We start from the raw sequence: 26,532 nt of genomic DNA on the forward strand, positions 1-26,532 counted from the left end.
ATTGGGTAAAGTATAAGTATGAAAATATTATTAGATGCAGACGGTTCGCCAGTTAGAAAAATAGTTGAAGACCTCTCAAAGAAATATGGAGCAAAACTTATCACTGTGAAAAATTATAGCCAAGATTTCACACCTTCCTATGGTCAAGTGGTTGATGTTGATGTCACAAAGGAAGCTGCCGATATTTACATCGCCAACCAGGCAAGGCAGGGTGACCTTGTCATAACTAACGACAGGGGGCTTGCTTCTCTTGGTCTATCCAAGGGAGCCAGGGTCCTAGACTTTCAAGGTGACTTTGTAAACGATGACAACATTATGGTCCTGCTTGCCAGCCGCCACTTCAACAAGAAGATGAGAGATCGAAATATTTTTTCTAATATACCTAAGAGAAAAAAATCACTGGACCAGGATTTTTATAATTCACTAGATAAATTTTTGGAGGGAATAAATATGTTAACACTTTTTGTTTCAAGCCTTTGCCCAGATTGTCCGCCGGCAATAGAAGAGATTAAAAAGAAGGATATTAAATGTGAGATTGTAGACATAACTTCTTCAATGGCAAGTCTCAAGAAATTTTTAAAGGAAAGAGACTTCTCAGATGCCTTTGATGAAATTGTAGAAGAAAATAGGGTTGGTGTCCCTTGCCTTATGCGTGATGACGAATTTTTCTTCTTTGATGGGGACTTAGATGAATTTTTAGGAGGAAATAATGGAATTTAAAGAATTTATAGACTTAGCAAAAGTAAGACAGTCCTGCAGGTCCTATGACCCTGACAGAGAAGTTGAGGCTGAAAAGCTTGATGCCTGCCTTGAAGCCATGAAGCTTTCACCTTCTGCTTGTAATGCCCAACCTTATTTTTATTATATTGTAAAGGGTGACGAAGCCAAAAATGTTAGAGACCTCTTGCAACTAGGCAAGATGAATTCCTTCGCCAAGGACGTCAATGCCTTTGCAGTGATTACAGAAGAAAATTACAATCTATCTGCCAAACTTGGTTCCTCTGTAAAGAATCAAGACTACAAGTCCATTGACATAGGAATCTCAGCAGCCTACTTTACAGCACAAGCCACAAGCCTTGGACTCTCCACTTGCATAATGGGTTGGTTCGACGAAGAGAAACTCCAAAAGTACCTTGGAACTAAGTCGAGAATTAGACTTGTAATAACAATTGGCTATGCAAAAGACTACACAATTCGTGAGAAAAAAAGAAAATCTTCTGACGCAATTTATAAAATAGTATCAGAAGATAAATAAATTTAAATTTATGACTAGGTCTTAGGGCCTAGTTTTTTTATTACATAAGGGGCCTGAGATAGCCCATCTCAAGAGCAATCTTGCAAGCCTCAATGGCATTCTTGGCACCAAGCTTAGCGTAAATATTTGCCAGGTGGTTGTAGAGGGTCCTCTCGCTGATGTAGAGTTTATCTGCAATTTCTTTTTTAGTTAGGCCACTTAAGACTTCTAATAAAATCTCCTCTTCCCTCTTTGTAAGGGGTTCAATTATTTTCTCTTCCCCATCGAAGGGAATTTTTTCGTCCTTGTAAACCCTCTCAAGTCTTTCTATGACCTCATCAACATCAAGGGACTTGTTTATAAAGTCCTTGGCTCCCTTTTCTAAGGCCAGCCTCTTGTAGTTTATCATGTCGTAGGAAGTCAGAATCACAATTTTTTTATTTTTATCATAGATCTTATCTAAGATGTCAAAGCCCGTATCCTCTTCCTTGAGGTTTATATCCAAGATTATTATGTCGTAGTCACCCTCCACTTCCTCATAAAACTTTTTTATGTCGCTGGTGTAGGTGCAAAAAATCCCCCTCTCTTCCAAGAGGAGCTTCAGGCTCTCACCAAAAATTTTGTGGTCATCTAATAAAAGAATTTTCATTTCTATACCTTCTTATTTTTATTCTCGTGTAAAGACTTCCATCCCTGTCCTTATAAGAGATTTCCCCTTCCTTAGAGGTCACAAGGACCTTCAAAAGAAGGACACCCCTCTTTGAGTCTTCAATATTCTTGAAGTCTTCCTCTCTCATGCCGTCACTTTCAACTTCCATAATAATAAAGTCCTCATCTTCATAGAGCCTATAAAAAATATAGGTGGCCTCGGAATGCTTGTAGATGTTGTTGACAAGCTCCTTAGTAATAGTTGATATAAGCCTAACTTCTTCCTTGCTCGCATTTCCTCTTAGGGTCTCAGAAATTTTTTCATCTATCCTAGTTTTCTTTTCTGGATAGAGACTGGCAAGATTTTCAAAAACTCCCTGAATGTTTTCTTCTATGCCAAAGTCTTCAAAGAGCCTAGTTTGATAGAACTTCATAATTTCCCTAAGCCTTCCATTTAAATTTGTAAGGATGTTCCCTGCCAGGTCCACCCTTGGGTCCCTCAGGCTCAAATAGTTTTTGGCTGCAAAAATATCTTGGAGGACTTCATCGTGGATGAGCCTTGCAAAGTTCTCACGCTCTTCGCCAAGATAGTCAGACATATAAAAAAGTTTAAATACTTCTTCATAAACATCTTCCCTGTCCTTGAGGAAGAGAAAAAACAATAGACAGTAAGCAAAGAATATTATTTGATAGAAAATATGAATCACAGGGCCATCAAGGTCAAGGAGATAAATTATCCCTGTGAAAACAAATAGGAGGACAAGGACAGCCACCTGGGTCATCTTCCTTGAAACTGGAAGGATACTAATGTGCCTAGCCCTATCAGGTTTTAGGTTTTTCTTGATGTAGACCAAACTTGTTACAAGTCCAAGGCCCATAAAAATTATTGGACTTAAATTTTTATTTAGGGCCAAGGTAAAAAAGATAAAGGAAAAAAAGATAAAGACTCCATGACTTTTTTTGTCTTCACTCTTACTTATTTCTGTGTGAATAAAGCCGTAGATAATTCCTATTATTAAAAAGCTCATTAGGTTCATGAGGGCTTGGTTTTCTATTAGGTCCCCCACTTTATAGAGCCAGGCCCAATAAAAGATTAGGGCCACTTGGCAAATTATGATTTTTAAAACTCTCTTCCCCATCAAAAGTAGGTCACCCCAATCCTCTCCTTGTTTGTCCTAAGGACCATAAAAATATTTATAACAATTAAAATTAAAAACTTGCTTATCAAGTACAATTCTATCACAGAAGTGAAAATATAAATATTAGTTGAGATCACCAAGATAAGGACTCCCAGGAGAATTATCTTGTTTTGAATCCCCGTCATCTTATTCATATTTTCTGTGTTTAAAATTTTTAAAATTAAAAAATTTGTGTAAAGGCCTGCCGTAAGTAAGAAGTTAAAAATTTCTAGGACTCCAATTTTTGTCTTGAAGGCAAAAAATATTAGGGATGGCAAGAGGGTAATTAGGCTGGCTAGGTAGATGGCTCCAAAATATTTTATAACTAAGAATTTTATTCCAACCCCATTGGCAAGGAAAAACTCGATTTTCTTCCTTATCTTGTCCTCTTGGAGGCTTCCCTTGGAAAATTCTATGGCGAAAATCAAAAAGATAAGGGCAAGTCCTTCTGTCCCCATAAATCTTGATAGGCTTGTATCCTTTTCAAGAGAAAGGCTTGAAAGGTAGGTGAAGGCGAGAGCAAAAAAAACTCATTAAGAGGGCATTCTTGTCCAAGATTTTCTTTAGGTCAAGACCAATTAATTTTAAGACCAAACTGAGCTCACCTCCATGACTTTTTCATTGTCCATCATCTTAATTTGATACAATGAATAAAGACCCAAGCCAATTCCAAGAATTATATTTACAAGAATTAAAAAGATATTTAAGTCCAAGTTTATAGAGCCTAGGAATTTTAAAATACTCCCAGAAAAATTTCCAAAGAGATAAATTCCAAGACTTGTGCTAAAGAAAACTATATTTTTGAAAAACTTAAAATTCTTCCTATACATTGCCATGACGTTAAGGGTCAAAATCAAAAAATAATGAAGGCTAATGCATGAAAGGTAGAGAGCCACAAATGACTTACCCAAGTTACAAATTACATAAGTTCCAAAAAAAATTATAAAGGAAGGAAGAGGTGAAATCCTCCAGTTTTCTATGGAGTAAACCTTGATGATTTCTCTCACGTCAAGTCCAGTCCCTAATAAAAACTCCAGCCTTCCACTTAGCTTGTCCTTGAGACTTAAGTTTACAAGGATAGTATTGGACCCAATTATCCCAAAACCAAGTATAAGGCATAGGTCATGAGGATGATAAAATCTTCTTCTTTGTCCGCAAAAAGAAATTTGTATAGACCGAGAAGGTAGGCAAAGGTGATTACAAGAAATAAAACTGTGTTGATGATAACTTCCTTGTCCCTAAATATTAGGTATCTAGCAGCCTTGTTTAGATCCTTGTCCTTCATTTTGACCCCTCCTCTATAAATAAGTCCTCAAGATTTTCTCCAAGCTTGGAAACTTCTTTTGTAAATAAAATTTTTCCATCCTTGATCATAGTCACAAGGTCGGCAACCTTTTCAATCTCTGACAAGTCGTGAGATGTGATGACAATAGTCTTGCCTTGGTCCTTTAAAATTTTTATAATCTTTCTAATTTCCACTCGAGATAGGGGGTCTACTCCCGATGTCACTTCGTCAAGGAAGATGATGTCCCTATCCATTAGGACAATGATGAGGAGGGATAGCTTCCTCTTCATCCCCTTGGAGTAAGTTGACACCTTCCTATCTAGGTCATCAGTAATTCCCAAGATATCGGCGTAGGACTTGTAGTATTCCTTGCTAAAGTTAAAGTAAAGAGAATAAATATTAATATTTTCAAAACCAGTCTTGTCCTCGTAGAGGTAGTCATTTTCAAGTAGCATGGCATAGGTTCCCTTAACTTCCACATGACCCTTGCACTTGTAAATTCCTGTCAAGATCCTCAAGAGACTTGTCTTTCCAGACCCGTTTGGTCCCACAAGGGCGTGGACTGTTTTTTCCCTTATAGACAAAGAAAAATCACAAAAGACTTCCTTGTCCTTAAAGGATTTCTCAATATTTTCAACAAGTATTATGTCTTTCATATTGCCTCCTTAGCCTGCAAGTCTCCTGTGATTTTGTTTTTCTTTTAAGCTTAATAATTCAAAGACTTTAAGATGCATCCCAAGACTGTCAGGATGATTCCCAAAAATTTTTTCTTATTCTTATCTCTATTCAGGATAGAACTTGCAAAAATATAAATTCCAACAAATATAATAATGTTTGATATTGTTAAGTATTTCATTTCTAACTCCATTCTAATTTTTTATGTGCTTTACTTCATGAGTAATAACTGCAATTTTTATTGTTTTTACATTTTGCTTTTAAAAATATTTTATCTCAAGATCAAAAATAATTTTATAAGTTTTTGGGCAAAATAAAAGAGGAGACTAAGCTCCTCAAATTTATTTAGATAATTCTTCTTCCATGGCCTTCACAAGTTCTCTAAATTTTTCTTCTTCAAGACTTGTAAATCTGCCTAGGCTTGGTGAGTCTAAGTACAAGACTCCTATAACCTCATCTTTAACAAGGATTGGCAAGACTAGTTCTGAATTAGATGCCGAGTCGCAGGCAACGTGGCCTGGAAAGTCGTGGACATTTTCTATCCTCATGACTTTTTTATCCTTCCAGGCTGCCACACAAACTCCTTCTTCAGAAAGTCTTGTGCAAGCAGGAAGACCTTGGAAGGGTCCCAAGACCAATTCACCTTCCTTCACAAGATAAAAGCCTGCCCAGTTTAGATTTTCCACTACATTAAAAATTATAGAAGTAATATTTGCCATCATGGCTATCATGTCGTCTTCGGTTTTTATTGTAGCCTTGCCAAAGTCCACCATGTAGTCAAGTCTTTCTTTATTGTCCAAGTTTTCTATTCCCTTAATTTCTAAAGTCATATTTCCTCATCTTTTGTAAACTACATTTCCACCAACAATTGTCATCCTTGGCTTAATGTCTTTTATTTCCATTGGGTCAATTGTAAAGATGTCCTCGTCTAAGACTACAAAGTCAGCCAAGAAATCTTTTTTGATCCTTCCCTTGATGTCTTCTTGGAATTCTACATAGGCAGATTCCACTGTGTAGGCATCAATGGCCTCGTAGATGTCCACACATTCCTTAGGATAAAATCCTCCTTCAGGATTTCCCTTCTTGTCCTTACGAGTTACAGCCATGTAAATATTTGGGAAAGGATTTAGATTTTCTACTGGTGCATCAGTTCCATAGGCTACGTGGGCTCCAAGGTCCTTTAGGCTCTTGAAGGCATAGGATGTGGAGGCAAGTTCTTTGCCACACCTGTCTTCCACAACTTGCATGTCGTAGTCCAAGAAGATTGGCTGTGCCATTACGCAGATGTCATCTCTTGCTATCCTTTCAACTAATTCTCTGTCAGTGATTTGGCAGTGAACAAGAGTGTGACGGAGTTTATTTTCTCCATCAACAAAAGCATCTTCATAACACTTTATCGTGTCTTCAATGGCCTTGTCCCCAATAACGTGAGTTATAACTTGAAGATTATTCTCTAATGCAAGATTTACATACTTTCTCATCTCTTCGTCCTTGATCCAAGGTAGTCCGTGGTTGTCTTTGTCGTCATTGTAGCCATCACGCATTAGGGCAGTCCTTGCACCAAGTGAACCGTCCTTAAAGAGTTTTAAAGGTCCAAGCTTTAAGTAATTTGTATCATATTCCTTGTCCTTCTTAGAGTATTCTCCGTCAGTCAAATAATTTTCAAATTCTCCAAAGTCGTTAAAGCAAACTTGGTGTCTGTATCTAATTTTTTTATTTTCTTTATAAATGTTCTTTAAGAGGTCAAAGGCCACAGGTCCATTCATAAAAGTTGTTCCTACATCATTGGATTGAACTGATGTAAGTCCACAAGATACTGCGTAGTCCATAGTTTCTATTAGCATTTCACGTCTTTCTTCAAGGGTGAAGTCAGGTATTACGTCCTTGGCAAAGTTGCAGGCATTGGCTGTGTAAACTCCAGATGGGTAGCCATCATCGCCAATCAAAAATTCGCCGTCAGGATATTGTGGGCTGTCCTTTGTAAGCCCAAGAATTTCTATAACCTTTGTGTTTGATGAAACTATGTGACCGCAAACTCTCTCAAGAACTATGGGGATTTCTGTAGAAATTTTATCTAAGTCAAATCGATTTGGTATCCTCTTGTCTCCCTTGAAGAAGTCTTGGTTCCAACCAATAGCGTGGATTCCCTTTTCGCATCTCTTGGGATTTTTTTCCATGAAGATCTTGCATCTATCAATCATTTCTTGAATGGATTCAACTCCTTCGATGTCAACTTGGTTCATGCTTTCGCCAAATTGCATAAAGTGAAGGTGGGAATCGTTAAGACCAGGTATAACTGTTCTTCCTTCAAGGTCAACTTTCTCTACATCTTCTTGATCATATTTTTTTACAAGGTCTTCTGTTTTTCCAACTTCTTTTATAAATTCCCCTTCAAGGTAGATTGCCTCTTGAAATTCATCTCTATTGACATAAACTTTTCCATTGTAAAATAATTTTTTCATCTTATCCCTCGTTTTTTTCTCTTTTTATTTTTGCATCAAAAATCATATAAGTGATTGCACCAAGGATTGGCACTATTAGTCCAGTAAGTCCTGTGATTGGGTCTTCTATTGCACCTTGGACAACAAGTCCTGCAAAGATTAGGGCTGTAATTATAACAGACACTGGGTAGAACCAAACCTTGTAAGGTCTTTCAATCTTAGGATATTTCTTTCTTAATATTGGCACACATAAAATTGTAAGAACTGAGAAAATCATTCCTGTTATTACAGCCATGTTTGTAAGTTGGTCAAGGTTTGATGAAAGTACAAGTAGGCAAGCGAATACGCATTGTACAATCATTGGTGCTGTTGGAACCCTGTACTTTGGATGAAGTTTGGCAAAGGACTTGAAGAAGTGACCTTCAACTGCCATGGCATAGTACATCCTTGGTTGGGCAAGTATAAGTCCATTAAGAGTACCAAACATTGCAAGGATCATACCCACACTTACTATAATAAGCCCTGCATTTCCAAATACCCTCTTGGCAACTTCTGTTCCAAGGTATAGGTCTCCACCATCTATCATTGCAACAATTTCTTCATGAGGGATAACCTTCATAATAGCAAAGTTAAATAAAGTGTAAAGAACTGTAATTCCACCAATAGCAATTATAAGGGCTAGGGGCAGGTTCTTGTGAGGATCCTTAATTTCTTCTGCAACTGTGTTTAAGTTAGTCCATCCTTCGTAGGCCCAAAGAGTTGCAACAACTGCTATGGCAATCATGCCAAAGATATTTGTGTCACTTGTCCTTGAGTGTTCAAGGGCTGTTGTAAGGCTCAAGTCTGGACTAACCTTACCTACAAAGAGGGCTGCGATCATTACAATACCAATAGGAACAAGTTTTGCCACCATGGATAGGTTTTGTAATATTGATGAAGCCTTAACTCCAAACATATTGTAGATAGTTAAGACAATTATCAAAGTTATGGCTGCCATCTTAATTCCAAAATCAGAAATTTCAAAGAAACTTTTGAAAACTGACATAAGGGCAATGGCAACTGCGGCAACGGAACCTGGTCCACCAACTATCCAATCAGTAAAACCAGATATAAATCCAACTATTGGGTGGTAGGCTTCGTTTAGGTAGACAATTCTTCCACCAGCCTTTGGCATGGCAGTACCAAGTTCTGCATAGCAGAGGCCACCAAATAAGGTAATAAGTCCACCAATAATCCAACAAATAAGAGCAAGGCCAGAGTTCATATTAGTCCTTTGTAGAACATAGGAACCTAGGTAAAAGATACCTGACCCTATCATAATCCCGCCAATAATACTTACTCCACCAAAGACTCCAATTTCTCTATTAAACTGAGTGTTCTCTGTGGTTAATTTTTCAATGTCCTTTGAATTGTTATTCATAGCACACCTCTTTCTTTATTTTTATTTTAATTTTAATTTTTAAAGCTGTGAACTGGTGCTGGTATATAGCCACCACGGTTTGCAAACCTATCAGCATTTCCTGGATGAACTGGTACAATAGGAGCAGATCCTAGTAGGCCACCGAAAACTGCTTCGTCGCCAATACCCTTTCCAATTACAGGAACAAGTCTAGCAGCAGTAGTTTTTTGATTTATAATTCCAATCATAGCTTCGTCAGCAATAATTGCAGCAATAGTTGTTGCCTTTGTGTCTCCTGGAATTGCAATCATGTCGAGACCAACGGAGCATACGCAAGTCATGGCTTCAAGCTTATCAAGACCAATGTGACCATTTCTTGCAGCTTCAATCATTCCCTCGTCTTCACTCACTGGTATGAAGGCACCAGATAGACCACCAACGTGGTCAGATGCCATGATGCCACCCTTTTTAACTGCGTCATTTAACATGGCAAGGGCTGCAGTAGTTCCATGACCACCGGCAAATTCAACTCCAATTTCTTCTAGGATTCTTGCAACAGAATCTCCAATTGCTGGAGTTGGAGCAAGGGATAGGTCAATTGTTCCAAAAGGAACTCCAATTTTTTTGGCAACTTCAGTGCCAATTAATTCTCCAAGTCTTGTTATCTTAAAGGCAGTCTTCTTAATAGTTTCTGAAACTACGTGGAAGCTTTCTCCCCTAACTTTTTCTAGGGCGTACTTGACAACTCCTGGGCCAGAAACTCCAACATGAAGGACTACGTCGCCCATTCCAACACCGTGGAAGGCACCTGCCATAAAGGGATTGTCCTCAACTGCGTTGGCAAATACAACAAGCTTTGCACATCCAATGGAGTCTGCCTCTTTAGTTAATTCTGCAGTTTCTACAATTTTTTCTCCCATTAGCTTAACTGCGTCCATGTTGAGACCATTTTTTGTTGTACCAACATTTACAGAAGAGCAAACTTTTTCTGTTTCAGCAAGAGCTCCTGGGATGGAATTTATTAAAATTTCATCAGCAGGAGTCATTTTTCCATGAACAAGGGCAGAATAACCACCAATGAAGTCTACACCAATTTCCTTTGCAGCAGCATCAAGAGTCCTAGCAAATTCTATGTAGTCCTTCTCATCAGTGGCACCAGCGATTAGGGCAATTGGAGTAACTGAAACCCTCTTGTTTACAATTTCTACCCCGTACTTGTGTCCAATTTCGTCGGCATATTCAACTAGGTGCTTGCCATATTTTGTGATCTTGTCGTAAATCTTCTTGCGGGCAACATCTCCGTCCTTGTCTATACAATCTAGAAGTGATATTCCAAGAGTAACTGTTCTAATGTCTAGGTTCTCTTGGTCCAGCATTCTTACAGTTTCTAAAATTCTTTGTCTATCCATGTCTGCTCCTTAAATTTGGTGCATCTTGTCGAAGATACCTTGGTGTTGAACTCTTATAGAAAGTCCAAGCTCTTCTCCAAGTTTTTCATAAGCGTCTACAATTTCTTGGAACTCAACGTTCATCTTAGTCAAATCAACAATAACAATCATTGTGAAGTAATCATCTAAAATTGTTTGTGTAATATCAACAATGTTTAGGTCAAATTCCACCATCTTTTTTACTACTTCATATACAATACCAATTTTGTCACTACCTACTACGGTTATAACGGCTCTCATAATTTCCCCCTTAAATAAAATTACAATTATTATACCATAATTTAAGGCTCTAATGCTCTATTTTCTGTTGTCATTAATTAAACTTTATTATAATATTAAATTAAAGGAGGACGACATGAAAAAATTTAAAATTATTATTCTTGCTTTGATAGGAATTTTGTTTTTATCCTCTTGTGGAGGAAATAAAAATTCTAATGGAGATAAGAATTCTGAAGAAAAAAATAAAGTCGAAGAAAGTGGAAAAACTGAGACAAGTAATAGCAATATAAAACTTTTTATTGCTAGGGAAAATGCTGGTGAGTCTGGTGAAAAATTTCCTAAATCAGAAATTATTGGCAGCTTAAGTGACAGTGACTACAAAAAAATTTTTAAGGACACAAGTTTATCTGATAAGACAATAGATAAGATCGAGGATAACTTGGGCGATGTAATAGTTTCTTCCGAATCCAGAGAAGTTAAGCTAGCAAGAGAGAGTCAAGATAATATTTTTCACAACGAAGAGTTTACAGACGACCAATCTAAAATTCTTGAGTCAAAAGAAAATTTAAGGAACAAGGCCCTAGGACTTCTAATTTCAAATCAAGTTCAAAATATTGAAACTATGAAGAACCCTGGTGACTACCAAATTTATTGCACTCAATTAGTTAAAGACTTCTTTGAAGATGGCAAGTTAATTTTTCTTGCATCTGTAAATAATGCAAATTATTCCTATAATAATGGAATTTTTAATGAAGTATCTGGCTATACTATTCCCATGGAAATCCAATATGTTTTAGATAATGATAAAAATTTTGTCTTCGATGAAAAGATTGAAGCTATGGATGGGGCAGGCTATGGACCTTCAATTAAAAAAATGGCTAGGAATGACGATGAAATCGCTGGCAAATTAATGTTTGCTAATGAGAGAAAAGAAAATTATGATTTCATAATGGAAGAACTATTTTATCTGGCTCAGGAAAAAGGACTAAAGGACTTCAGTCACAAGCTAGAAGAAGTTCCTGGCTACGAAGAAGATGTGGTCTACATTGATAAGGGACCAAGCCATATCCCAGGCACAATAGAAATAGCCAAGAAAAAAGACTATGAAGAAGCAAAGGAGAAAATGGGAAAAGAAAACTGGCCTCATTGCGACGGAATCCTCTACCACGAAAAAACAGGAATTGCAGTAAAGTGGACAGTTGATTATTTCGAATGATTCAATCAATTTATCATTAAAGTTTATTTATTTTAAAGTCTTAATTACATTTAAAGCTTATTTGAGTTCACCTAAGTTCATTTTATTTCAAACTATCAATTAACAAATGAGTTTAGGTAGAAGAAAATAAAAATAAAAGACAGCCGTAAAAAATCCAATTGTTTGAGCGAAGCGAGTGACATGATCTAACACATTTTGCGAAGCAAATGATGTTAGTCAGTTCGCAAATTGAAGCTTGCGACAATTTGTGTTTCTTTATTCTTTAGGCTGTCTTATTTTTATTTTGTAATCTAGGCCCCTGCCAGGCCGTTGGGATAGGGGGGAGGTTTTAAGAGAGGGTAAGGATCGTTCCGAGGACCCCTGCGTGCCCGAATGGGTATTACTCCCCCTCCTAATATATAATTTATAGTTTTTAATTAAAAAGTGGATGCCACCTATAAATTTAGGCAAATATCCACTTACAAAAATTTAATTTATGTGTTTTTTTAATGAAAAAATAAAAAACTTTTTCTTAATTTTTTTTCTAAAAAATTTATAAACTTACTTACAAGCATCAATAAATTTTACTCTAAAATTTTTCATGAGAACCTTCTTTTGCCTTAAAAATAAAACTTAATTTAATGATTTTCAATGAATTTTTATTGTTTTTTAATAAAGAATTGGATAAAAATAAACCTCAGCTCTTACACTGAGATTTACTTTAACTTGTGATTTTATTTAATCATGTTTACAATCATTTGAGCGACTTCTGCCCTAGTTAAATTATCTTTAGGTCCAAAAGTTCCATCATCACGTCCAACTAATAGACCCTTTTCTGTTGCTTCTTTTACATCTTTTGATGCCCAGTCAGAAATCTTATTTTGATCCTTAAATTTAGGAGCTTCTAGATTCTTTACTTTTATATCAAATTTTTCAGCAAATAAATTTAGTATTCTCGCAATTTCTTCACGAGTTATCTCTCTATCTCCTCCAAAAGTATTATCTTCATAGCCTGCTATAATACCATTTTCGATTGCCCAATTTACATAAGCAGATTCTTCTGAATTTGCATCAACATCTTTCAAAGACTTGCCTTTATATTCTTCCACATCAATTTTTTTGAATTTTCCCAATGCCTTTACTACAGTATATCTTGTAGCATTTTTATTTGGTTTAAATTCATTTCCTATTAAGTCAATTAAATTATTTTCAAGTGCGTAATTTATTGAATCTTTAGCCCAATGTCCATCAATATCAGTAGCTTTTCCAGAATTTTTTGCTAAATTTTTATTTGCAATTTCCTTTCCCTTTTTTAATGCATCTTCTTTTGTGAATATACTTGATTTTGATACATAAACAGGATGAGTTTCTGTTCGATCATGATGTCTAGGGAAGAGTCTTATTGGTTCTTCTCTTGTGTCATCTTTTTCTGGTTGAGTAGGAGTTGGTTTAGTTGGTTCAACTGAATTATCTTCTTCTGGTTCAGTTTTTTCTACTTTTTCAAATATAGCATTTATTGTTAAATCTTGGTCTAATTCGCCTACAAACTCTTTGTCCCAACCTTTAAATTTATATCCTTCAAGTCCTTCTACTTCTGGTGCCATTTTCTCTAATTTTGTTGCATCAAAATTCATTGGAAGAACTCTTGTATTTAGAATTACACCATCTTCATTTGGTAAGAATTTTCCTTTATTTTCATCAACTTTAAAAGTAACTCTAACTTCTGATGGCTTTACTGGTGTTGGATCTTCTTTTACAATTTTAAAACTATCTACAATAGATTTGTCGCTAGTTCTATAAGTTGTAACTTCAATTGAATTATCTGTAACTTTTACATTTGAAATATTTGGAACTTTTTCTTGGTTCTTTACTGCTGAATATTCAAACTTTTTATCTTGCATTATGTCATAAAATTTAGAACCTGATGCAGAGTTTGTTGTAACATATATAATTCCCTTTGGATTTACATATTCATTCGGTGCTTTTCCTTCTTCTCCATTTTCCCATTCAATTATTGGTTTTGTTCCATCCATTACATGAGTTCTTGTATAAACGTGGTCGTGTCCATTTAATACAAGATCAATTTTATTTTCTTTTAATATTGGAACAAGTGTTGATCTCATATCTGTAATATACTTATCTAATGCATGACGTGCTACTGTGTATGGAGGATGGTGAAATGTTACTACTCTCCATTTTACATTTGGATTTTCTGCAATTGCTTTTTCAATTGTAACTTTGTGTTCTCCATAATCTTTGTTATTTGAATTTAAACAGATAAATAATGTGTTGTTGTAAACATAATAGTAATTACTTCCTGCATTTGATTTTCCTTCATTTTGTACATTTGAAACTTTGAAGTGTTCTTCGTGAGCATTTCCTCTATCATCATGATTTCCTATTATTGGTGCAAGAGTTAATCCATTGAAACCTTCTCTATTAATATATGCATCATATTCTTCTTCGTCCTTTCCAGCCTGTACTTGATCTCCAAGTGAAAGTAAGAATGATGCACTAGAATCTAATTCTGGTAAAAGATTTAGTGTTTTATCCCATCCTTCTTTACCATTTAAAGGTCCACCTGATCCTATTTGAGGGTCTCCTGCTGCGAAGAAACTAAAATCTCCTGTTCCACCAGTTTTAAAAGTTTTAACTTCAGAAACTGCATCTCCATTAGAGAATCTATACATATATTCAGTGTCTGGTTCTAATCCATCTAAAGTTACTTGATTACTTGAATATCCTGAAAGATTTGTTTTTTCGATAACTGTTGCATCAAGAACTTTTGCATCTTTAAAATCTTTTTCTGCATTTAGTTTTGCAAACTCAAATTTTCCTTTTTCTTTTGTATTGGCATACCATGTGAAGTTTCTTTCTGTGCCATCTTTTCCTATAGTCAATATGGCATTTGTTTGAATACTTCCTGCTTCTGGTTCAGTTTTTTCTACTTTTTCAAATATAGCATTAATTATTAAATCTTGGTCTAATTCGCCTACAAACTCTTTGTCCCAACCTTTAAATTCATATCCATCAAGTCCTTCTACTTCTGGTGCCATTTTTTCTAATTTTGTTGCATCAAAATTCATTGGAAGAACTCTTGTATTTAGAATTACGCCATCTTCATTTGGTACGAATTTCCCTTTGTTTTCATCAACTTTAAAAGTAACTCTAACTTCTGATGGCTTTACTGGTGTTGGATCTCCTTTTATAATTTTAAAGCTATCTACAACTGAACTATCATTAGTTCTATAAGTTGTTACTTCAATAGAATTATCTGTGATTTTTAGGTTTGAAATATTTGGAACATATTCTTGATTTTTAAATGCTGAAAATTCAAAGTTTTGATTCTTCATTATATCGTAATGTTTGGAGCCTGATGCCGAGTTTGTTGTTACATATATAATTCCCTTTGGATTTACATATTCATTTGGTGCTTTCCCTTCTTCTCCATTTTCCCATTCAATTATTGGTTTTGTTCCATCCATTACATGAGTTCTTGTATAAACGTGGTCGTGTCCATTTAGTACAAGGTCAATTTTATTTTCTTTTAATATTGGAACAAGTGTTGATCTCATATTACTAATATATCCATCTAATGCATGAGAGGCTACTGTATATGGAGGGTGGTGGAATGCCACTACTTTCCATTTTACATTTGGATTTTCTGCGATTGCTTTTTTTATTGTCGATTTATGCTCAGCATAATTTCTATTATTTGAGTTTAAGCAAATAAATAAAGTATTATTATAAACATAGTAGTAATTGCTTCCTGCTGTTGTTTTACCTTCTTCTTGAACATTTGAAAGTTTAAAATGTTCTGTGTAAGCATGATTTCCTGAATCATGGTTTCCTATTATTGGTGCAAGAGTTAATCCATTGAATCCATCTCTATTAATGTAAGCATCATATTGTCTTTCATTGTCTGAAATATTTACTTGATCTCCAAGTGAGAGTAAGAATGATGCACTAGGATCTAATTCTGGTAAAAGCTTTAGTGTTTTGTCCCAACCTTTTTCATCTTCGTCTTCAAAACCAGCCCCTATTTGAGGGTCTCCTGCTGCAAAGAAACTAAAATCTCCTGTTCCACCAGTTTTAAAAGTTTTAACTTCAGAAACTGTATCTCCATTAGAGAATCTATACATATATTCAGTGTCTGGTTCTAATCCATCTAAAGTTACTTGATTACTTGAGAAACCGTCCTTATTTGTTTCTTTAACTGTTGCATCAAGAACTGTTGCATCTTTAAAATCTTTTTCTGCATTTAGTTTTGCAAACTCAAACTTTCCTTTTTCTTTTGTATTGGCATACCATGTGAAGTTTCTTTCTGTGCCATCTTTTCCTATAGTCAATATATCATTTGTCAATTTAACTTCTTCATCTGTAGAAGATGTTCCATTGTCCATATCTGGTGTCACTTCATCTGATGCATTATTAACTTCTTTAGGTGTCACTTCATTTGATGCATCATTAACTTCTTCTTTTGGTGTTCCTTCATTTGATTGAGCATCATCTTCTGCTGCTTCTACTACATTTGTACTAAATCTAATTTCATTACCTTCAAATCCCAATCCTAATGGTGAAAATACTGAAACTAACATTAGTATAGCTAAAAATAAACTGAATCTCCTTTTCATTATATACCTCCTCTTCAGTTAGAATTATTATTTCACAATATTGTAAAGTCAAAGAATATAATCTGTAATGTTTTTTTAAAGATTTTGTAAATTTATCTTCTTTTTAATTTAATTTTTTCTTTTTTATAGATTACTCCTGATAGATAAGCACTAACTGGAACCATTATAATTACTACTGCTGTACCTATGAGCGAATTGACAAGTTCAACAGCAAAAAAATCTGAACTAACTAATTGATTAAAATCAACTCCATAGGATATTAAAACTAAAACTGTAGCTATGGAGCTTCCCAAAAATGCAAATACCAAAGTATCGACCATAGTACCTATAATATCCTTTCCTATTATCATCCCAGATTTAAAAAGTTCTATTTTTGTTATTTTAGGATTTTTTACATATATCTCATGAAGTGCAGAAGATATTGAAACGGAAACATCCTTACAAGCTCCATAGGCTGCTATGGCAACACCTGCAAACATAAGAGGATATATTTGTAATCCTGTTTTTGAATTTATAAGTAAGAGTCCTTCTACATCAGCTAAATTATATCCACTTAAGTGTGTGAAATAAGATGAAATATAAAAACATATTGCAGCAGATATAAATCCAACTGACACACTTATTAAGTTTACAAGTCCAATTAATGTGTAACCTTGAAGTATTACAACCGAATAAATACTTCCCAAGACACAGGTTAATATTGTAACCCATACTGGCGAATGTCCCAAATATATTAGAGGGATCATAAAACAAAACATTAAATATAAACTTATAAAAAGTGATGCCGCAGATTTTATCCCCTTTGACTTTCCAATTGCATATAACATTATTAAAAATAAAATTAACATAATAGCTATTGAGGCAGATCTGTCGTAATTATATATTGTATAATATGGCTCAATCCCCTTTGGTTCGTCCACATAAACTATTACCTTAGAACCTTCCTTTAAGTACACAGAATGTTCCGAAAATAAATTATTTTCTATAGTTATTGGTTTATCAAACCTTTTATTTTTCATTTCAACCAAAACTTTTTGGGATCCAGTCTTTAAATTTGGATAACTCTCAACTGTATCTTCATCTAAAACTTTTATAACCTTACCCTTCTCATAAGAAACTGCGTTTTGAACGATAACTGTATCTCCAAAGTCTACATCTTTCCAAAAAATAAAAATTAAAATTAAAATTAAAACTAACGTCCCGTTACAAATATATTTTATTTTTTTACTCATCTTTTCACTCCTTCTGCAAAATTATTGCATTCAAAAGTAAATTTTATATATATTTAATGTAAAATAAAATTTATTATCCCATTACTTTTATAAAAAGGCTCTATGTCAAATATTGGTGAGACTCTTTAATTCGAGTCTCTCTTTTCATTTGATAAGTTATAAAATTAAATGTGACACAAATAAAAAATAAAAACTCATACTAACTTCGTGTAAAATGTTAATAACTACAAAAACACACACGGAGGTTACTATGAGCTATAAACGTCTTACACTAAACAAAAGAAATAAGATAGAGGTATTAAATAAATAAAAAACCTCCTGTTATTTTTGTGTTCTGGTAAACCACAATTTATTTCAACATGGAGGTATTTTTTTATTAGTTTTTCATCGCTAAAGCTAAATTGAACCCCTGGTCTAACCAGGGATATTCTAATTACAAAAAGACGAGGATTTTTATGTTTCCTCGTCTTTTTTCTATTATAGGGGTCTTTTGCAACAACCCCTTAATTTTCTCAAAAATTTATAAACTTACTTGCAAGCGTCAATAAATTTTTCAAAAATCATATTCATTTCCTTGTCGTCGTACATCATTTCTGGGTGCCATTGAACTGCAAGGGCAAATTTTTTGTCATCTAAGTAAACTGCTTCTACTAGTCCTTCTTCTGATAGAGCAGCTTTCTTTAATCCCTTTCCCAATTCATTTATTCCTTGGTGGTGGTAGGAGTTTGTCCAGATTTCTTCTCTTTTAAAGATGTCAAAAAGTGGAGTGTCTTCTAGGACCTTTAGCTCGTGTGATGGTTCGTTTCTTAAAGAGTTACTCATAGAGTGAGCTGGGAAACCTGCTGATGGCAAATCTTGGTGGATAGATCCTCCAAGTGTTACGTTTAAGATTTGAAGTCCCCTACATATCCCCAAGAAAGGGATGTCCTTTTCAAGGGCGTATTCTGTCATGAAGATTTCTTCGTGGTCTCTTAAGTTGTCGAACTTACCAGCCTTGCCAGAGTTTCTCTCGTTGTAAGTCCTTGGGTTTACGTCGTGACCGCCTGATAAGAGAAGTCCGTCAATCTTGTCTAGAACTGTCCTCATGTCTTCAATAGTTTTGATGTTTGGAATTAAAATTGGAATTCCACCATTTCTTTCAACTGCCCTAATATAATCTGCTGCTATTAGTTGCCAGTCTTGGCCTTCTACTCCAATTTGTCCAACGTCATTTTGAGAAATATCCCTAAGTGAGTTAACAGAAATTCCTATAATTGGTTTCATAATCTTCCTCCCTTTTTTTATTAAACTCATTATAACAAAGACTTATAAAAATTGTAATAGAATATGTTATTGACTAGCTTATTGCCTAAAAAAATTAATTAATATATAATTACTAGATTAGAGGTGTTTTATGAGTTTAAATAAACAATTTTTTAAGTTTGTAATCCCATCTATTATTGCAATGTGGGTTTTTTCTATATACACAATTGTTGACGGCTTCTTCGTTGCAAACTTTGCCGGCGAGCTAGAGCTATCGGCTGTAACAATAGTTGTGCCTTATGTGAACTTCTTGTTTGCAATTGCAATTATAACTGGTGTCGGATCACAAACAATTATAGGAATAGAACTAGGTAAGGGAAACAAGGATGAGGCCAACAAGGTCTTTACCTTTATAATTTTATTTATCCTGGCCTTTTCTGTATTGCTTGCCCTTATTGCAATAATTTTTATGGATCAAATAATAGGATTTTTGGGAGCAGACTCAACTCTATTCCACCTATCTCACGACTATCTGTCTGTAATTGTCTTCTTCTCGCCCTTCTACATCATTGCCTATGCCTTTGAGGTCTTGGTAAAGGTAGACGGCTTTCCTAGGACTGCAATTATTGGTGCAGTTTCTGCTTGTGTAACTAATATAATCTTAGACTACATCTTAATCCACAAGTTTCAAATGGGAGTAAGAGGAGCTGCCCTTGCAACGGGCATTGCACAATTTTTGTCTTGCCTCATATTTTTTATTCACTTTAGGGCCGCCAAGGGTTACCTTCGCTTTGTAAAAATTAAGATGAGTGCTAAAGAAGTCTTTCATTATTTAAAAAAGACTGTTGTCTATGGTTTTGGAGAGTTTATCTCTGAACTAAACACTGCAACCTTTGTCTTTATCTTTAACTTATTTATAATAAAGTATCTTTCACCAGAATATCTTTCTGCCTACGCAGTTATAAATTACATGTCACTCTTTGCCAACTCCACCTTCCAAGGAGTTTGCCACGGGACTCTGCCCCTACTTTCCTACTACCATGGTTCCAAGGAAAGAGACAAGTCCATAAAGATTATAAGGATGAGTTTTGTCTTTGTCTTTATAATTTCTGTGATTATGTATGCCATCGCCTACTTTGGTGCAGAAACTCAGTTCAATATGTTCTTGGAGAACAAAAGTATGATTTCATCTTCCATTAGGCCAATGAGGATTTACGCCCTTATGTTTTTATTTGCAGGTCACAATTTATTTATTGCATCCCTCTCATCTGCCATTGGAGACCCAAAGTATTCCATCATAATAAATATTTTAAGAGGATCAGTTTCACTTTTCCTTTCAATTTATCTAATGGTTCACTTATTTGGAGTGAGATACCTCTTCTTCGGAGCAGTTGTATCAGAACTAATAGTATTTGCTATTGCCCTTTATTCACTAAGAAAGATGCTAAATAAGTCTGCCCTAAGAATTAAAAAAGCATGAGATTATAAAAATTTAAGACATTAAAAAAGGAAGTCGCGTGACTTCCTAATTTTTTGTGTATTTTTAATTTTAAAATCAATCAACCTAAATACTTTTTAAATTCCTCTGGTATGTTTTCTGATAGATAGGCTAGGCCGAAAATATCTGGCCCCACGTGGGCTGCAATAGTATGTCCCACCTCTAAGGATAGGAACTTGTCATAGCCCCTCTCTTCTAATTTTTTTATAAGTGGGTCAATAACTTTTATATCGTCAGCATAAACTGGGAAGACCCTATCTGACCCATCTGATGATGTCTTTTCGTCCATCATCTCCATCATCTTCTTGTAGGACTTGTTCTTGCCACGAACTATTTCTGACAAATATATTCTTCCTTCTTCATCAACTTCTAATATGGGAAGTATATTTAGGACGTTTGAAATTTTTGCCTTGGTCCTAGAGACTCTTCCACCTTCATAGAGATATTTAAGGTCATAAACTGTGAAGATGTGCTTAGTTTTCTCCACCAAAAATTTTAGAAGGTCTAGTACTTCATCGTAAGTAGCACCATTTTTTGCAGCCAGTCCTGCAAAGTAAGTAATTTGTCCAAAGCCAACTGATGCTGCAAGTGAGTCCACTATCTCAACTCTTATGCTATACTTTTCTTCAATTTCTTTTTTTGCCATCCAGGCATTTTGATAGGTCCCACTTAAGCCTGAGGATAGGGTTAGGCAAATAATATCTGTGCCTTCTTCTGCAAACTCTTCAAACTTCTTTAGGTACTCGTAGAAAGTTATCTGGCTTGTCTTAAAAAAGAATCCTTCTCTCATTTTTTTATAGATTTCCTTATTGGACATATCTTCAGATAGGTCTTGACCCTCTTCATCTACACAATTTATTTTAAAAATTTCTAAGTCTAAATTGTCCAATGTCTTTTTATCTAAATCACATGAGGAGTCGGATATTATCTTAAAAGTCATTTGTTCCTCCCTGCTGTAAGTCCAGCCTGTATATTTCAATTAAAAGTAATTTGCTGTATAAATAATCGATTTATCTTTTAAAACTTTATTTTCAAAACTTATTCTAGTCACTTATGTTTATTAGATTATAGTTTATATATTAATGACTACTTCTTATCATATTATAACACAGTGTTTATTATTCATATATTCTTTTATTTGAATAATCATGGGACTTTCTTCTTTATTTTTTTCATTTTGATATAATATTTTTATGGAAATTAAGTTTATGAAAGAGGCAATCCGCTATGGTCGCAGGTCTCTCTTATCAGATGACGTGCCCATTGGATGTGTCGTCGTAAAAAATAATAAAATAATTGGATATGGTTACAATAAAAAAGAAGATTTACAAAACCCCACAGCCCACGCAGAGATCATGGCAATATCCATGGCCTCAAGACATTTAAATTCTTACCACTTAGAAGGCTGTGACATCTATGTTACCCTTGAGCCCTGCCTAATGTGTGTGGGAGCAATTTTAAATGCACGAATCAAAAATTTATATTTTGGTGCCCGCAACAAGAGGTTTGGTGCTGTAATTTCCCACCAAAAAATAGAAAAACTCATAACTAATCACAGGATTAATTATGAGTATGGTATCTTGGAAAGAGAATGTGCAAGCCAAATCTCTAACTTCTTCTCAGATCTTAGGAAGAGGTCCAAATAAGAAGGGAAGATTTACCTGCATAAAGTCCAATATAAATTTGTCGTAGTAGTTTTTTGTGAGAAGGGCTATGATTATTCCAATGATTGCCCCAATGATTACGTCGCTGGGATAATGGACGAAGTGATAGATCCTTGAGAAGGCAATTAGGGCTGCTATCACAAGGAAGAAAATCCCCATCCCCCTAAAGTAAAAGTAAATTGTCAGGGCTGCGACAAAGGAAGATGAAGCATGGCCTGATGGAAAGGAAAAGTCTGTGGGATCCTTTATAAGGAGCTCCACCTTATTTATCCAAGACGGTCTCTTTCTCTTTAGGATATTTTTCAATAAGAGGTTGCAGACTATCCCGTTAAAGATAAGGGCAAGTATTACATTTATGCTCTCAACCCTAAAGCCTAAGTAGAAGAGGATATAAACTGTAAAAAGCCAAATTGCTCCTCCAGTCCCCAGGTGAGTGATGGCAATCATGTACCTATTTAAGACGTCGTTCCTTATTCCAAGGAGCCAGTTTAAAAATTTGCTATCCATAAAAACTCCTATATTTTTTACAAAAAAAGGCCTATCACTAGGCCCTAAAAATTACATTCTATTTTCGTTGTCAACCCATTCTTTAGCTTCTTCAACTTCTTCGTCTGTTGGAATTTCGATTCCTGTTTCAGGATCTTGTCCTTCAGTCTTTGCATAGATATCAGAATCTGGTCTATCTTCTGAGTTAATTTCCTTTTGTTGGTCCATGTTTGCTTTCATTTCTTTCTTCTTTGCATCAGAAAGAGTTGTTGAGTTTTCTATTAAATCTTTTTCTTTTTTATTGTCTGTCATATTATCCCTCCATATATTTGTTAGTTATATATTATTACAAATATCTTATAATTACAAATAGTTTGAGTAAATCTTGAGTATAATCTATTAAAGTTTTTAAATTAGATTTAATAAATCTTATTTGGGTAATTGTTTTATGTTAAATATATATATTTAGGAAGTGTTATATGTTAAAAGTAATTTTCGATAACCTAGGCGAGTATAAAAAGTACGCTGTGCTCTCGCCTTTTTTTGTTTTGCTAGAGGTCTTGATGAACGCATCAATCCCCTTCTTCATGACAAAAATAATAGACCAGGGGATCTTGATTAACTCCTCTCAAAATATAATTAAGTACGGAATAATTTTATTTATTGCAGCAGGCATTTCCCTTGCCACTGGATTGATCTCGGGCTATCTTGCCACTAAGGCATCAAGTGGTCTTGCAAAAAATATGAGGGCCTCAATGTTTAAAAACATTACAGACTTTTCCTTTGAGAATATGGACAAGTTTAAGTCTGGTTCCCTTATCACTCGTATGACAACTGATGTCCAATCAGTGCAAATGGCCTTTCAAATGACTATAAGGATGGCAATCCGTTCGCCCCTTACCCTAATCTTTTGCTTTATCATGTCCTTTAGGCTTTCAAGGGACCTTGCTCCGACTTTTGTTATTATCATCCCCCTAATAGGGATTGGGATGGGACTTATAATAAAAGGAGCCTATCCAATTTTTGAAAAAGTTTTTAAGATTACAGACAAGCTCAACACAGATGTGTCAGAAAACCTATCTGCTATTCGTGTGGTTAAGTCCTTTGTAAAAGAAGAAAAGGAAATTCAAAAGTTCAATGAAGTTTCTGATGACCTACAAAATAATTACATCAAGGCTTCCAAGCTCCTAGCTTTTTCCAATCCTTTAATGAACTTTTCCACCTATCTCATGACAATATTAATTGCCTGGTTGGGAAGTCACTTTATTGTGGCTGGCAAGATGACAACTGGAGCCTTGACAGGTCTTGTGACTTACGCAATTCAAATTCAAATTTCCCTTCTTATGCTGTCAATGATTCTAGTTCAAATTACAATTGCGAGAAACTCTATAAGACGTATCAACGAAGTTATTGCAACTAAACCTTCTATTGTCAGCCCAGAAGACTCTGTTAAGGAAGTAAAAAACGGAGAAATTGTCTTTGATGACGTCTTCTTTTCTTATTCTGGAGACCTAGAAAAGTCAGTCCTTAAAAATATTAATCTAAAGATAAATCCTGGCGACTATGTGGGTATGATTGGACCAACAGGTTCTGGTAAGTCTACACTCATTAGTCTTATTGCAAGGCTCTTTGACCCAACAAAGGGGACTGTCTATGTTGGGAGAAAAGATGTGCGTGACTATGACTTAGAGTCTCTTCGTGACCAAGTTTCTGTAGTCCTACAAAAAAATCAACTTTTCACTGGGACTCTGCGTGAAAATTTAAAATGGGCTGGAGATGACCTAAGTGACGAAGAGTTAAAAGAAGCCCTCTACATTGCTTCCTGTGACGACTTCATCGATCCTGAAAAGGACCTAGACATGAAGGTTCAAAGAGGAGGAACAAACTTCTCTGGTGGTCAAAGGCAGAGAATTTCTATTGCAAGGTCAATATTAAAGAATCCAAAGATTTTAATTATGGACGACTCAACTTCTGCTCTTGACAACAAGACTGAAGAAAAAATAATTTCCTCTTTAAATAAGTTGAGACCAGACATGACAAAGATTTTGATTTCACAAAAGATCAAGTCCCTAAAGAACACTGACTACACCCTAGTCCTTGACCTTGGAGAAATTGAATCTATAGGAAGACATGAAGAACTTATAGAAACGAGTCCAATCTATAGGGAAATTAATGAAACTCAAGAAAGTGACGGTGATTTTGATGCAGAAGAATAAGACAAAAATTACATCTCCTGAAAATAAGGAAGCGGCAAAAAAATTATTCTCCTTTATCTTTAAAAGGCATAAGTTTAAACTCCTAGGAGTTGCCCTCATGGTAATAATTTCATCCTTTGCCACAATTTCTGTGTCACTTTTCATGAGATTTTTAATTGATGACTACATCATCCCCTTGGTAAATAGTTCAAACCCAGATTTCTCTAATCTCTTGTCCATGTTAATTAAGATGGGAATATTCTTGGGGATTGGGGTTATTTGCTCCTTCACCTATTCAAGACTTATGGTTTCAATATCTGAAACAACTCTTGGCGAAATGAGAAAGACTATGTTTAAGAAGATGCAGTCCCTACCTGTCTCCTACTTTGATGGGAATAGTCACGGAGACATTATGTCCTACTACACAAATGATGTCAGGGCTCTTGGGGAAATGATAGCCCAGTCCTTCCCATCCTTTGTGTCCTCTGCCATGACAATTATCATGGTCTTAATCGCCATGTTTTCACAGTCCTTCTTCCTGTCACTTATAATAATTTTGACAGTGGGACTTATGATTTTTACCATGAATGTGATTGGTGGCAAGTCTTCTCACTTCTTCTTGAACCAACAAAAATCTCTTGCCAAGACTAACGGCTACATCGAAGAGATGATTGACGGCCTAAGAGTTGTAAAGGTCTTTAACCATGAAGAAAATGCAAGAGAAGACTTTAGGATAATCAACGAAGAGCTAATGGAAAACACCATGATAGCCAATAGGCTGGGACTCTTCCTCTTCCCAATAATTTTTGGAATTGGAAACTTTCAGTACATTCTCTTTGCCCTAATCGGTGGCCTAATGGCAGTTCACGGTGGCTTTGGCATCACTGTTGGAGTGGTGGCTTCCTTCCTACAACTTTCAAGGACATTAACAGGTCCCATGGGACAAATTGGTGGTAACATCAACTCTGTGGTCCTTGCCATAGCAGGTGCCAGAAGAATTTTTGACTTCCTTGAAGTTGAGCCAGAAGACTACTCTGGCGAAGTTGAAAAAGTTGTAAAAGTTCTTGATGGAGAAGAAAAATATTATTGGCACGACCTTAAGACTGACGAGTATAGAGAGCTTTTGGGGGACATTCGCTTTAAAAATGTTGACTTCTCCTACGATGGAAAGAAGAAAATTCTAAAAAATATAAATCTTTATGCAAAACCTGGCCAAAAGGTTGCCTTTGTTGGGGCAACAGGTGCCGGCAAGACAACTATTACCAACCTTATAAACAGGTTTTATGAAATCGACAGTGGAGAAATCACCTTTGACGGCATAGACATTAGGAGGATTAGGAAGGACCACCTTCGTTCATCACTTGGCATGGTTCTCCAAGACACCCACCTCTTTACAGGTACAATTGCAGAAAATATAAATTACTCTGTGGAAGATGTTGACATGGAAAAAACTATTGCAGTTGCAAAGAGGACTAACGCCCACGACTTTATCAAGAACCTAAAGGATGGTTATGACACCATGATAAGTGGTTCAGGTGGCGAACTATCTGAAGGTCAAATGCAGCTCCTATCTATTGCAAGAGCAGAAATCTACAACCCACCAGTTATGATCCTAGATGAAGCAACATCATCAATTGACTCTCGTACAGAAAAAATTGTCCAAGAGGGCATGGACCAAATCATGAAGGGCAGAACAACCTTTGTCATCGCCCACAGGCTCTCAACAATTATGAACTCAGACGTTATTATCGTCTTGGAAAATGGCGAGATAGTAGAAAGAGGCGACCACGCCGACCTACTTGAACAAAAGGGAATCTATTACAAACTCTATACAGGTGGCTTCGACGAATAAAATTTTA

Annotated in this window: 25 protein-coding genes; 7 read left to right on the forward strand and 18 right to left on the reverse strand. The window is 35.5% G+C overall.

What is annotated here, in order from left to right; genetic code table 11:
• The first annotated feature begins 18 nt into the window (after nt 1-18).
• Entirely contained in the window at nt 19-720 is a 702-nt protein-coding gene (locus DRZ96_RS03640) for a DUF188 domain-containing protein (protein WP_112889607.1), read from the forward strand.
• Nucleotides 710-1,255 (forward strand): nitroreductase family protein, encoded by a 546-nt coding sequence (locus DRZ96_RS03645; protein WP_112889608.1) that lies wholly within the window; start codon nt 710-712, stop codon nt 1,253-1,255. Before DRZ96_RS03640 ends, DRZ96_RS03645 begins: the two co-directional genes overlap by 11 nt.
• Nucleotides 1,256-1,295: 40 nt before the next feature.
• Here DRZ96_RS03645 and DRZ96_RS03650 read toward each other — a convergent pair whose 3' ends face one another.
• The 12 genes from DRZ96_RS03650 to DRZ96_RS03695 form a co-directional block, all read right to left on the reverse strand.
• Nucleotides 1,296-1,883, reverse strand: a complete 588-nt coding sequence (locus DRZ96_RS03650; RefSeq protein ID WP_112889609.1) for a response regulator transcription factor — start codon at nt 1,881-1,883, stop codon at nt 1,296-1,298.
• On the reverse strand, nt 1,861-3,021 hold the full coding sequence (locus tag DRZ96_RS03655; RefSeq protein WP_112889610.1) for a sensor histidine kinase: 1,161 nt from the start codon (nt 3,019-3,021) through the stop codon (nt 1,861-1,863). The genes DRZ96_RS03650 and DRZ96_RS03655 overlap by 23 nt, the downstream gene beginning before the upstream one ends.
• On the reverse strand, nt 3,021-3,518 hold the full coding sequence (locus DRZ96_RS03660) for a hypothetical protein (RefSeq protein WP_236587153.1): 498 nt from the start codon (nt 3,516-3,518) through the stop codon (nt 3,021-3,023). Before DRZ96_RS03660 ends, DRZ96_RS03655 begins: the two co-directional genes overlap by 1 nt.
• Before the next feature lie 126 nt (nt 3,519-3,644).
• Entirely contained in the window at nt 3,645-4,067 is a 423-nt protein-coding gene (locus DRZ96_RS11645) for a hypothetical protein (RefSeq protein ID WP_256584809.1), read from the reverse strand.
• A gap of 86 nt (nt 4,068-4,153) precedes the next feature.
• Nucleotides 4,154-4,345 (reverse strand): hypothetical protein, encoded by a 192-nt coding sequence (locus DRZ96_RS11650; protein ID WP_256584810.1) that lies wholly within the window; start codon nt 4,343-4,345, stop codon nt 4,154-4,156.
• Nucleotides 4,342-5,001 carry an ABC transporter ATP-binding protein gene (locus DRZ96_RS03670; protein ID WP_112889611.1) on the reverse strand — a complete coding sequence of 220 codons (660 nt, stop codon included), beginning with the start codon at nt 4,999-5,001 and terminating at the stop codon, nt 4,342-4,344. Before DRZ96_RS03670 ends, DRZ96_RS11650 begins: the two co-directional genes overlap by 4 nt.
• Before the next feature lie 50 nt (nt 5,002-5,051).
• Nucleotides 5,052-5,201 carry a hypothetical protein gene (locus tag DRZ96_RS10500; protein WP_172605454.1) on the reverse strand — a complete coding sequence of 50 codons (150 nt, stop codon included), beginning with the start codon at nt 5,199-5,201 and terminating at the stop codon, nt 5,052-5,054.
• Nucleotides 5,202-5,361: 160 nt separating this feature from the next.
• Complete coding sequence (locus DRZ96_RS03675) at nt 5,362-5,850, reverse strand: GAF domain-containing protein (protein WP_112889612.1); 489 nt, start codon at nt 5,848-5,850, stop codon at nt 5,362-5,364.
• A gap of 6 nt (nt 5,851-5,856) precedes the next feature.
• Complete coding sequence (locus tag DRZ96_RS03680) at nt 5,857-7,482, reverse strand: amidohydrolase (RefSeq protein ID WP_112889613.1); 1,626 nt, start codon at nt 7,480-7,482, stop codon at nt 5,857-5,859.
• A gap of 1 nt (nt 7,483) precedes the next feature.
• The gene (locus DRZ96_RS03685; protein WP_112889614.1) at nt 7,484-8,881 is read right to left on the reverse strand and encodes an APC family permease; all 1,398 of its coding nucleotides are present in this window, start codon (nt 8,879-8,881) and stop codon (nt 7,484-7,486) included.
• 32 nt (nt 8,882-8,913) lie between these two features.
• Nucleotides 8,914-10,269, reverse strand: coding sequence for a PFL family protein (locus DRZ96_RS03690; RefSeq protein WP_112889615.1), 1,356 nt, complete (start codon nt 10,267-10,269; stop codon nt 8,914-8,916).
• Nucleotides 10,270-10,278: 9 nt separating this feature from the next.
• Nucleotides 10,279-10,548: an ACT domain-containing protein gene (locus tag DRZ96_RS03695; protein WP_070700085.1), complete on the reverse strand. Its 270-nt coding sequence runs from the start codon at nt 10,546-10,548 to the stop codon at nt 10,279-10,281.
• A gap of 115 nt (nt 10,549-10,663) precedes the next feature.
• Between DRZ96_RS03695 and DRZ96_RS03700 the strand changes: the two genes are divergently transcribed.
• Nucleotides 10,664-11,743: a hypothetical protein gene (locus DRZ96_RS03700; RefSeq protein WP_112889616.1), complete on the forward strand. Its 1,080-nt coding sequence runs from the start codon at nt 10,664-10,666 to the stop codon at nt 11,741-11,743.
• Nucleotides 11,744-12,456: 713 nt separating this feature from the next.
• Here the strand turns inward: DRZ96_RS03700 and DRZ96_RS03705 are convergent.
• The 3 genes from DRZ96_RS03705 to DRZ96_RS03715 all read right to left on the reverse strand — a co-directional run bounded on the left by DRZ96_RS03705 (nt 12,457) and on the right by DRZ96_RS03715 (nt 18,851).
• The gene (locus DRZ96_RS03705) at nt 12,457-16,356 is read right to left on the reverse strand and encodes an S-layer homology domain-containing protein (RefSeq protein WP_112889617.1); all 3,900 of its coding nucleotides are present in this window, start codon (nt 16,354-16,356) and stop codon (nt 12,457-12,459) included.
• Nucleotides 16,357-16,448: 92 nt separating this feature from the next.
• Nucleotides 16,449-17,588: a YibE/F family protein gene (locus DRZ96_RS03710; RefSeq protein WP_112889618.1), complete on the reverse strand. Its 1,140-nt coding sequence runs from the start codon at nt 17,586-17,588 to the stop codon at nt 16,449-16,451.
• Nucleotides 17,589-18,116: 528 nt separating this feature from the next.
• Nucleotides 18,117-18,851, reverse strand: a complete 735-nt coding sequence (locus DRZ96_RS03715) for a gamma-glutamyl-gamma-aminobutyrate hydrolase family protein (protein WP_112889619.1) — start codon at nt 18,849-18,851, stop codon at nt 18,117-18,119.
• 130 nt (nt 18,852-18,981) lie between these two features.
• On the opposite strand from DRZ96_RS03715, the gene DRZ96_RS03720 reads away from it, so the two are divergent.
• Nucleotides 18,982-20,310: an MATE family efflux transporter gene (locus DRZ96_RS03720; RefSeq protein ID WP_112889620.1), complete on the forward strand. Its 1,329-nt coding sequence runs from the start codon at nt 18,982-18,984 to the stop codon at nt 20,308-20,310.
• A 79-nt stretch (nt 20,311-20,389) separates the two neighbouring features.
• Here DRZ96_RS03720 and DRZ96_RS03725 read toward each other — a convergent pair whose 3' ends face one another.
• Nucleotides 20,390-21,268: a DegV family protein gene (locus DRZ96_RS03725; protein WP_112889621.1), complete on the reverse strand. Its 879-nt coding sequence runs from the start codon at nt 21,266-21,268 to the stop codon at nt 20,390-20,392.
• A gap of 268 nt (nt 21,269-21,536) precedes the next feature.
• Between DRZ96_RS03725 and DRZ96_RS03730 the strand changes: the two genes are divergently transcribed.
• On the forward strand, nt 21,537-21,974 hold the full coding sequence (locus DRZ96_RS03730; RefSeq protein WP_172605455.1) for a nucleoside deaminase: 438 nt from the start codon (nt 21,537-21,539) through the stop codon (nt 21,972-21,974).
• On the opposite strand, the gene DRZ96_RS03735 is transcribed toward DRZ96_RS03730, so the two are convergent.
• Together DRZ96_RS03735 and DRZ96_RS03740 are read right to left on the reverse strand one after the other, a co-directional pair.
• Complete coding sequence (locus DRZ96_RS03735) at nt 21,948-22,499, reverse strand: phosphatase PAP2 family protein (RefSeq protein WP_112889623.1); 552 nt, start codon at nt 22,497-22,499, stop codon at nt 21,948-21,950. The two genes, DRZ96_RS03730 and DRZ96_RS03735, sit on opposite strands and share 27 nt — an antisense overlap.
• A 51-nt stretch (nt 22,500-22,550) precedes the next feature.
• On the reverse strand, nt 22,551-22,790 hold the full coding sequence (locus DRZ96_RS03740; RefSeq protein WP_070701395.1) for a CDIF630_02480 family spore surface protein: 240 nt from the start codon (nt 22,788-22,790) through the stop codon (nt 22,551-22,553).
• 167 nt (nt 22,791-22,957) lie between these two features.
• Between DRZ96_RS03740 and DRZ96_RS03745 the strand changes: the two genes are divergently transcribed.
• Both DRZ96_RS03745 and DRZ96_RS03750 read left to right on the forward strand, forming a co-directional pair.
• Complete coding sequence (locus DRZ96_RS03745; protein WP_112889624.1) at nt 22,958-24,694, forward strand: ABC transporter ATP-binding protein; 1,737 nt, start codon at nt 22,958-22,960, stop codon at nt 24,692-24,694.
• Nucleotides 24,681-26,525 (forward strand): ABC transporter ATP-binding protein, encoded by a 1,845-nt coding sequence (locus DRZ96_RS03750; RefSeq protein WP_112889625.1) that lies wholly within the window; start codon nt 24,681-24,683, stop codon nt 26,523-26,525. Before DRZ96_RS03745 ends, DRZ96_RS03750 begins: the two co-directional genes overlap by 14 nt.
• The last annotated feature ends 7 nt before the right edge of the window (nt 26,526-26,532 follow it).

This window comes from Peptoniphilus harei (assembly GCF_900454685.1).
GTDB lineage: Bacteria > Bacillota > Clostridia > Tissierellales > Peptoniphilaceae > Peptoniphilus_A > Peptoniphilus_A harei.